Origin of the sequence: Burkholderia sp. ZZQ-2 (assembly GCF_050768715.1) — a bacterium.
Taxonomy (GTDB): domain Bacteria; phylum Pseudomonadota; class Gammaproteobacteria; order Burkholderiales; family Burkholderiaceae; genus Burkholderia; species Burkholderia cepacia.
The window spans coordinates 1-9,126 of the sequence record NZ_LDVA01000137.1 but is presented as its reverse complement, the minus strand read 5'-3'; the positions used below and the strand labels follow the sequence as shown (position 1 = coordinate 9,126).

Genomic DNA, 9,126 nt, shown 5'->3' with positions numbered 1-9,126 from the left:
CGCGGGCGGCTTCGACCCGCACGCGATCGACGTCGCCGCGCTGCTGCAGCGCGCGTACCCGGCCTGACGCCCGTTCGTCCGGCCCGGTTCCCCCCGTTCGCCTTCGTTCGCCCGCCCGGAGCCCCGATGAACCTCGTCGCCGCCCTCGACCGCGCCGCCCGTGCGACGCCCGACAAGCCGTTCCTCGTCAGCGAATCCGCGACGATCACCTATGCCGCCGCGCGCGAGCGCTCGCACCGCGCGGCGGCCGTGCTGAGCGCGCTCGGCGTCGCGGCCGGCGACCGTGTCGCCGCGGTGTGCTTCAACACGCCGGCCTTCGTCGACCTGATGTTCGGCGCGTGGCGGCTCGGCGCGACGTTCGTGCCGATCAACCACAAGCTGCAGGCGCCGGAAGTCGACTACGTGCTCGAACACAGCCGCAGCAAGGTGCTGCTGTTCGACGTGACGCTCGCGCCGGTGGTCGAGCGCATCGTGCATCCCGCGCGACGGCTCGTGACCGAAGGCGAGCTCGACGGCGTGCCGTGCTTCGACACGCTGTGCGCAACGATGGACGGCCTCGCGGGCATCGAGCCGGCCGACGGCGACATCGCGCAGATCCTCTATACGTCCGGCACGACCGGCCACCCGAAAGGCTGCGTGCACAGCCACCGCACCGTGACGCTCGCCGCGATGCAGGCGGCCCTCGCGACCGGCATCGGCCGCAACGAGCGCACGCTGATGGCGATGCCGATCTGGCATTCGTCGCCGCTCAACAACTGGTTCGGCGGCACGCTGTATGCGGGCGGCACCGTCGTGCTGCTGCGCGAATACCATCCGCTGCGGTTCCTGCAGGCCGTCGAGCGCGAGCGCGTGACGCTGTATTTCGGCGCGCCGGTGTCGTACCTGCTGCCGCTCGACACGATCGAGGGTTTCGCGGCGTTCGACCTGTCGAGCGTGCGGGCATGGCTGTACGGCGGCGGCCCGATCGGCGCCGCGCAGGCCGAACGGCTCGCGCGCGCGTATCGCAGCGACGCGTTCTTCCAGGTGTACGGCATGACGGAAGCGGGCCCGGCCGGCACGACGCTGTATCCGGACGAGCAGATCGCGAAGGCCGGCTCGATCGGCCGCCACGGCGGCCCGGGCGTCGACCTGCGCGTCGTGCGGATGGACGGCGTCGATGCGCAGCCGGGCGAGACCGGCGAGATCTGGCTGAAGACCGACAGCATGATGCTCGGCTATCTCGACGATGCGGCCGCGACCCGCGCCGCGTTCGCGCCGCACGGCTGGTATCGCACCGGCGACATCGCGCGGATCGATCAGGATGGCTACCTGTTCATCGTCGACCGGCTGAAGGACATGATCGTGACGGGCGGCGAGAACGTCTATTCGAAGGAAGTGGAGGACGTGCTCGGCGCGCACCCGGACATCGCCGAGGCGGCCGTCGTCGGTGTCCCGCATCCCGACTGGGGCGAGACGGTCGTCGCGCACGTGGTGCTGCGCGCGGGCACGGTACCCGACGCGGACGCGCTGCGCGCGTTCTGCGGCGAGCGGCTCGCCGCTTACAAGATTCCGCGTGAGTTCACGTTCGTGCAGGCGCTGCCGCGCACGCCTACGGGCAAGCTGCAGAAGTTCCTGCTGCGTGTGCGTCGCGAATAGGCGCATATGGCCGCTTAAAGCCCCTTAAATCCGCTTGCCCGGCCGCAAAAAAGAAAAAGCCACCCGGCCCGACGGCCAGGTGGCTTTTTCGCATGACCGGCGGGGCAGCGACGTGCGCCGCCGCCCGTTCGTCACGTCACAGGCTGCTTACTTGCCGCCGATGCTCTTCAGCGGCTTCCACTCGCCCTTCTCGACCTTGTACATCGTGATGCCGCCGTTCTTCAGGTCGCCCTTCGCGTCATACGCGACGTGCGTCGACGTCACGCCGGCCATGTCGGTCTTCGCGAGCACCGGCAGGTACTTCGCCGGATCGGTCGAATCGGCCTTCTTCATCGCGTTGAACAGCGCCATCGCGCCGTCGTACGCATACGGCGAGTAGGTCTGCACGTCTTCGCCGAAACGCTTCTTGTACTTGTCGGCGTACGTCTTGCCGCCCGGCATCTCTTCAAGCGGCAGGCCTGCCAGCGAGGCGATCGTGCCGTCGGCCGCGTTGCCCGCGATCTTCAGGAACGTCGGCGTCTTCACCATTTCGCCGCTCATCAGCGGGGCGGTGATGCCGAGCGTCTTCATCTGCTTGACCATCGGTGCAGCCTGCGAATCCGCGCCGCCGTAGTAGACGAGATCCGGCTTCGCCGCCTTCAGCTTGGTCAGGATCGCCTTGAAGTCCACCGCCTTGTCGTTCGTGAATTCACGGTCGACGATCGTCGCGCCGCCGGCCTTCGCGGCCTTCTCGAACTGGTCGGCGAGACCCTGGCCGTAGGCCGTGCGGTCGTCGACGATCGCGATCTTCTTCATGCCGAGATCCTTCGACGCGAACGTGCCGGCCACCGAGCCCTGCTGCGTGTCGGACGTCATCATGCGGAACGTCGTCTTGTAACCCTGCTGCGTGTATTCCGGTGCGGTCGCCATCGCGATCTGCGGAATGCCCGCGTTCGCGTAGATGCGCGAGGCCGGAATCGTCGTGCCCGAGTTGAAGTGGCCGAGCATGCCCTTGATGCCGTCGTCGACGAGCTTCTGCGCGACCGTCGTGCCGGTGCGCGGGTCAGCCTGGTCGTCCTGCGTGTCGAGTGCGAACTTCACCGGCTTGCCGCCGATCTTCGGGCTCGTCGCGTTGAAATCCTCGATCGCGAGCACGATCCCGTTCTGCATATCCTTGCCGTAGTGCGCCTGCGCGCCCGTCATCGGCCCTGCGTAACCGATCTTCACGTCATCCGCATGGGCCGTCCCCGCCAGCGACATGACCGCGACGAACGTCGCGCCTGCCACCTTTTTCATCGTGTGTTGCATAGCATCTCCTTGGTACCAGGGTAAATGGAGCGGCTTCGGGATCGCCTAGCCGCTTCCTTTGTTTGATCCGAACGGCAAGGATGATCAGCCGATCGTCATCAAATTCGCATTGCCGCCCGCCGCGGCCGTGTTCACGCTCACCGAGCGCTCCGTCAACAGCCGTTCCAGCGCGTAATCTTCCGCATCGCCGTTCTCGAACGCGCCCACCGACACGCCCTGCACCGACACGATCGGGCCCGGCCGCTGCGCGACGTCCTTCACGAGCGTCTGCAGTTCGTCGCTGTCGCCTTCGAACAGCACCGCGTCGAACGGCGTATCGGCCTGCTTGCGCACGGTCGCATGCGCCTTCAGCGACGCCGGCAGCGCGGCGACCAGCGCCTCGCCGGCCGCGCCCGCGAACAGCGCGCGGTTGCCGGTCGCCAGCACCGCCGCGAACTGCGCGCGCGCGCCGCCCGGCGTCGCCGCGACACACAGCACCGTGCCGCGCGGGCCGAGTGTATACGTGTTTCGCTCGCCCGTCGGGCCGGTCAGCACGGCGGTCGCACCGGCCGGCACCTGCGCCAGGTAGCCGTCGCAACGCGCGGCCAGTGCCGGCTCGCGCTGCTCGATCAGCCAGTCGCGCAGCGTCGTGAGCGCTGCCGCGGGGTTGCCGCGCGCATCGCCTTCGACCGCGCCGTCCGCAATCAGCGTCTGCGCGAGCGAACGCGGCAGGCCCGACGGACGCGTCGCGAGCAGGCGCTGCAGGTACAGCGCGCCGCCGGCCTTCGGGCCCGTGCCCGACAGCCCTTCGCCGCCGAACGGCTGCACGCCGACCACCGCGCCGATCACGTTGCGGTTCACGTAGATGTTGCCGACGTGCGCATTCGAGATCACGTGCGCGATCGTCTCGTCGATCCGCGTGTGGATGCCGAGCGTCAGGCCGTAGCCGGTCGCGCGGATCTGCTCCAGCAGCTTGTCGAGCTGGCTGCGGCGGTAGCGCACCACGTGCAGCACGGGGCCGAACACTTCGCGCTTCAGCTCGTCGATGCTGCCGATCTCGATCAGCGTCGGCGGCACGAACGTGCCGTGCGCGCAGGCTTCCGGCGCCGGCAGCTGCGTGACCGCGTGGCCCTTCTCCTTCATCGCCGCGACGTGCGTGTCGATCGTCTGCTTCGCTTCACCGTCGATCACCGGGCCGACGTCCGTCGACAGCCGGTCGGGGTTGCCGAGCGCCAGCTCGTGCATCGCGCCCTTCAGCATCGTCAGCGTGCGGTCCGCGACATCGTCCTGCAGACACAGAACGCGCAGCGCCGAACACCGTTGACCGGCCGAGTCGAACGACGACTGCATCACGTCCGCGACCACCTGCTCCGCGAGCGCCGACGAGTCGACGATCATCGCGTTCTGGCCGCCCGTTTCCGCGATCAGCGGGATCGGCTTGCCGTCCGGGTCAAGGCGCGCCGACAGCGTCTTGTTGATCAGGCGCGCGACTTCGGTCGAACCGGTGAACATCACAGCACGCGTGCGCGGATCGGCGACCAGCGCCGCACCGACGGTCTCGCCGTCGCCCGGCAGCAGCTGCACCGCGCCGGCCGGCACGCCGGCCTCGCGCAGCAGGCGCACCGCCTGGGCGGCGATCAGCGGCGTCTGTTCGGCCGGCTTCGCGAGCACCGTGTTGCCGGCCGCGAGCGCGGCGGCCACCTGGCCCATGAAGATCGCGAGCGGGAAGTTCCACGGGCTGATACAGACCACGGGACCGAGCGGGCGGTGCGTGTCGTTCGAGAATTCGTCGCGGATCTGCGCGGCGTAGTAGCGCAGGAAGTCGACCGCTTCGCGGATCTCGGCGATCGCGTTCGGCAGCGACTTGCCGGCTTCGCGCACGATCAGGCCCATCAGCGTATGCATCTGCGCTTCGAGCAGGTCGGCCGCGCGCACCAGGCAATCGGCGCGTGCGTCGACCGGCGTCGCCTGCCAGATCGGCGCGGCGGCCACCGCGTGCGCGAGTGCCGCGCTCACGTGTTCGGCCGTCGCTTCGCTGACGGTGCCGACCGTGTCGCGCTGGTCGGCCGGGTTGCGTACATCGCGGGCCGGCGCGTCGGCGAGCGCGTCGTCGGCGAGCATCGGCGCCGCACGCCACGGGAAGTGCGCGCTCGCGAGCAGCGCGGACGACAGCGACGCGAGGCGGTGTTCGTTCGACAGGTCGAGGCCCATCGAGTTGGGACGCTCGTCGCCGTACAGGTTGCGCGGCAGCGGGATCTTCGCGTGCGGCGCGCCGAGCGGCACGACCTTCGACGCTTCGTCGACCGGATCGGCGACCAGTTCCTTCACCGACACGGTCTTGTCCGCGATGCGGTTCACGAACGACGTGTTCGCGCCGTTTTCCAGCAGGCGGCGCACCAGGTACGCGAGCAGCGTCTCGTGCGTGCCGACCGGCGCGTACACGCGGCACGGCCGGTTCAGCTTGTCGCGGCCGGTGACTTCCTCGTACAGCGGCTCGCCCATCCCGTGCAGGCACTGGAATTCGTACTGGCCCGGGTAGTAGTTCTGGCCCGCGAGCTGGTAGATCGCGGCGAGCGTGTACGCGTTGTGCGTCGCGAACTGCGGATAGACGGCGTCGGGGGCGGCGAGCAGCTTCTTCGCGCACGCGAGGTACGACACGTCCGTGTAGATCTTGCGCGTATAGACCGGATAGCCTTCGAGGCCGTCGACCTGCGCACGCTTGATCTCGGTATCCCAGTACGCGCCCTTGACCAGACGGATCATCAGGCGGTGACGGCTGCGGCGCGCGAGATCGATCAGGTAGTCGATCACGAACGGGCAGCGCTTCTGGTAGCCCTGCACCACGAAGCCGATGCCGTTCCAGCCCGCGAGATCCGGATCGAAGCACAGCGCCTCGAGCAGGTCGAGCGACAGTTCGAGGCGGTCGGCTTCTTCCGCGTCGATGTTCAGGCCGATGTCGTAGCGGCGGGCGAGCAGCGCGAGCGCGCGCACGCGCGGCAGCAGCTCGCTCATCGTGCGGTCCTGCTGCGAACGCGAGTAGCGTGCGTGCAGCGCCGACAGCTTGATCGAGATGCCCGGGCCTTCGTAGATGCCGCGGCCGCCGGCCGCCTTGCCGATCGCGTGGATCGCCTGTTCGTACGACGCGTAGTAGCGCTGCGCGTCCTCTTCGGTCGTCGCCGCTTCGCCGAGCATGTCGTACGAGTAGCGGAAGCCGCGCGCTTCGTACTTGCGGCTGTTGGCCAGCGCTTCGGAAATCGTCTCGCCGGTGACGAACTGCTCGCCCATCAGGCGCATCGCCATGTCGACGCCCTTGCGGATCAGCGGCTCGCCGCCGCGGCCGATCAGGCGCGTGAGCGCCGACGACAGCCCCGCTTCGCTGTTGGTCGTCACGAGCTTGCCGGTGATCATCAGCCCCCAGGTCGCCGCGTTCACGAACAGCGACGGCGCGTGGCCGACGTGCGAGCGCCAGTCGCCCTTGCTGATCTTGTCGCGGATCAGCGCATCGCGCGTCGCGCGATCGGGAATGCGCAGCAGCGCCTCGGCGAGGCACATCAGCGCGACGCCTTCCTGGCTCGACAGCGAGAATTCGTGGATCAGCCCTTCGACGCCGCCGCCCGAGCTCTTCTCGCGCAGCGCCTCGACGAGCTTCGTCGCGAGCGCCTGCACGTCAGCCTGCAGGTTCGCGGGCAGGCGCGCCTGGCCGAGCAGGAACGGCACGCATTCCGGCTCGGGGCGGCGGTACGCGGCCGTGATCGCCGCGCGCAGCACCGATTGCGGCTGCACGTTCTGCGCGAATTCGAGGAACGGGTGCGGCGAGTTGTCGTCGTCGCCGTCCGCGGCCTGGCCGTCGGCGAGCTCCGTGACGCCGCTGTGGCCCGACAGCTCGGGCGGCAACTGGCCGTGCTCGATCCGCTCGAGATACGCGAAGATCGCCTGCTTGATCAGCCAGTGGGGAGTGCGCTCGAGACGCGCGGCTGCGTCCTTGAGGCGCGAGCGGAGAAGGTCGTCGACCTTGACGCCGAGAGTCGTGCTTGCCATGGTGGGTTCGTGCGCCGGTGCGAGCCCGGCAATGTGGTGTGAGAGGATGCGCGAAATCCTACGGCACGCAATAAAAAGGTGCAACCAAATTGCGAGATGGGTTGCACCCTTAGGTTAGTCAATATAATCAGCCACTTATGCGGTTGCAACCTAGGAGTTGCCCGTGGTCGGGGGATCGGTGTTTTCCCTGAGCAGGCCGATTTGGCATGCGCGCGCAACCTTCCCCGCGCGTGGCGGCGGACGAAAACGGGTTGCACTGGGGTGGCGGCGGAGGGGGTGGCCGGGGGTGGCCGTGCCGCAAGAGACGGTTCGGGGCTGCCCGACGGCCCGGGCGTCGACGCAGCGGCACGTGGCGTGCGGCGCTCGGCGCTCGGCACGACGGCCGCATGGCGCGCCGCTCAGATATCCAGCGGATCGACCTCGACGCTCCACCGCAGCACGCCCTTCAGCGCGCGCAGCTCCGGCTGCCATGCGCGCAGCGCATGCTGCAGCGCCGCCCGCGACGCGCTTTCGAGCAGCAACTGCGCGCGGTGGACGTTCGCGACCTTGACGATCGTCATCGGCACCGCGTCGTACACGGTCACGCGATCGGCGCCCGGCAGCCCCGGCAACGCGGCCGCGGCTTGCAGCAGGAACGCGAGCGCCGCGTCGAGCGTGCGCCCCTCGGCGCGCAGCAGCGCCTGGTAGACGAACGGCGGCAGGTGCGCGTCGCGGCGCTCGCCGAGCGTCGAATTCGCGAAGCCGACGTAGTCCTGCCGCCCGAGCGCGTGATACAGCGCGTGACGCGGGTAGCGCGTCTGCACGAGCACCTCGCCCGGCAGCCCCGCGCGCCCCGCGCGGCCGCTCACCTGCATCAGTTGCGCGAACAGCCGTTCGCTCGCGCGGAAGTCATGCGAGAACAGCGCCGTGTCGGCATTGAGCACACCGACGAGCGACACGCGCTGGAAGTCGTGCCCCTTCGCGATCATCTGCGTGCCGACGAGGATATCGACCTCGCCCGCGTGCACGTCGGAAAAGAGCGCCTGCGCACTGCCCTTGCGGCGCGTGCTGTCCGCGTCGATCCGCAGCACGCGCGCGCCCGGCACGGCCTCGGCGAGCGCCTCCTCGATGCGTTGCGTGCCGCGCCCGAGCGGCGCGATGTCGACGTTCCCGCACTCGGGGCACGATCGCGGAATGCGGGCTTCCCAGCCGCAGTGATGGCAGCGCAGCGCATGCTCGGGCTTGTGCAGCACGACGTACGCGCTGCAGCGCGGGCAGCCTGCGACCCAGCCGCATGCGTCGCACGCGAGCTGCGGCGCGTAGCCGCGCCGGTTCAGGAACACGAGACTCTGCTCGCCGCGCTCGAGCCGCGCCTTCAGCGCCGCGACGAGCGGCCCCGACAGCCCGCCCATCGACGCGCGGCCGCGCCGCCGCTCCTCTTCGAGGTCGATCAGCCGCACGGTCGGCAGCGTCGCGTCGGCCACCGCGCGGCGCGACAGCGTGAGCCGCGTGTAGCGGCCCTGCTCCGCCTGCCACCAGCTTTCGAGCGACGGCGTGGCCGAGCCGAGCACGACCGTGATGCCGAGCTGCTTCGCGCGCCACACGGCGAGATCGCGTGCCGAATAGCGCAGCCCTTCCTGCTGCTTGTACGCGGGCTCGTGCTCCTCGTCGACGACGATCAGCGCGAGCGCCGGCATCGACGCGAGCACCGCGAGGCGTGTGCCGAGCACGATCCGCGCTCGCCCCGTATGCGCGGCGAGCCAGTTGCGCGCCCGCTCGCCCTCGGCGAGCCCGCTGTGCAGCGTGACGATCGCGTCGTCGGCGAGCGCACCCGCGAAGCGCGCGCGAAACGCGGCCTCGAACTGCGGCGTCAGGTTGATTTCGGGGACGAGCACGAGCGCCTGCGCGTCCGGCCGGGCGTCGAGCAGCGACGCGAGCGCATGCAGATAGACCTCGGTCTTGCCGCTGCCCGTCACGCCGTGCAGCAGGAACGGCGCAAAGCCCTGCGCGGCGCGGATCGCGTCGAGCGCCTCGGCCTGCTGGTCCGTGAGCGCCGGCGGCACAGTTCGTCCACCGGCTGCCAACAGGTTATCCACAGCTTTGGGCACAGGCGCATCGGCCCAGCCGATCTCCTCGACGTCGACCCAGCCGCGCGCCGCCCAGTCGTCGAGCGTCGCGGCCGCCTTCGGGTGCAGCGCGCGCGCATCG

General features: G+C 69.6%; 4 protein-coding genes. 1 reads left to right on the top strand and 3 read right to left on the bottom strand.

Translation table 11 applies throughout. From position 1 onward, the window contains the following. Positions 1-126: 126 nt before the first annotated feature. On the top strand, positions 127-1,635 hold the full coding sequence (locus ABY44_RS08390) for a class I adenylate-forming enzyme family protein (RefSeq protein WP_060174954.1): 1,509 nt from the start codon (positions 127-129) through the stop codon (positions 1,633-1,635). Between the two features lie 147 nt (positions 1,636-1,782). On the opposite strand, the gene ABY44_RS08385 is transcribed toward ABY44_RS08390, so the two are convergent. The 3 genes from ABY44_RS08385 to ABY44_RS08375 all read right to left on the bottom strand — a co-directional run. Beyond that, a complete protein-coding gene (locus tag ABY44_RS08385) occupies positions 1,783-2,922 on the bottom strand; it encodes a branched-chain amino acid ABC transporter substrate-binding protein (protein WP_027788703.1) in 1,140 nt (379 codons plus the stop codon). An 84-nt stretch (positions 2,923-3,006) separates the two neighbouring features. Continuing rightward, a complete protein-coding gene (gene putA / locus ABY44_RS08380) occupies positions 3,007-6,939 on the bottom strand; it encodes a trifunctional transcriptional regulator/proline dehydrogenase/L-glutamate gamma-semialdehyde dehydrogenase (RefSeq protein WP_027788704.1) in 3,933 nt (1,310 codons plus the stop codon). A 398-nt stretch (positions 6,940-7,337) separates the two neighbouring features. Further along, the coding region (locus ABY44_RS08375; RefSeq protein ID WP_431641098.1) for a primosomal protein N' at positions 7,338-9,126 on the bottom strand (1,789 nt) is incomplete at its 5' end.

Bases quoted from the DNA above. Each gene is read 5' to 3' on its own strand.
- ABY44_RS08390 (WP_060174954.1), top strand. From the start codon at position 127: ATGAACCTCGTCGCCGCCCTCGACCGCGCCGCCCGTGCGACGCCCGAC.
- ABY44_RS08385 (WP_027788703.1), bottom strand. From the start codon at position 2,922: ATGCAACACACGATGAAAAAGGTGGCAGGCGCGACGTTCGTCGCGGTC.
- putA (WP_027788704.1), bottom strand. From the start codon at position 6,939: ATGGCAAGCACGACTCTCGGCGTCAAGGTCGACGACCTTCTCCGCTCG.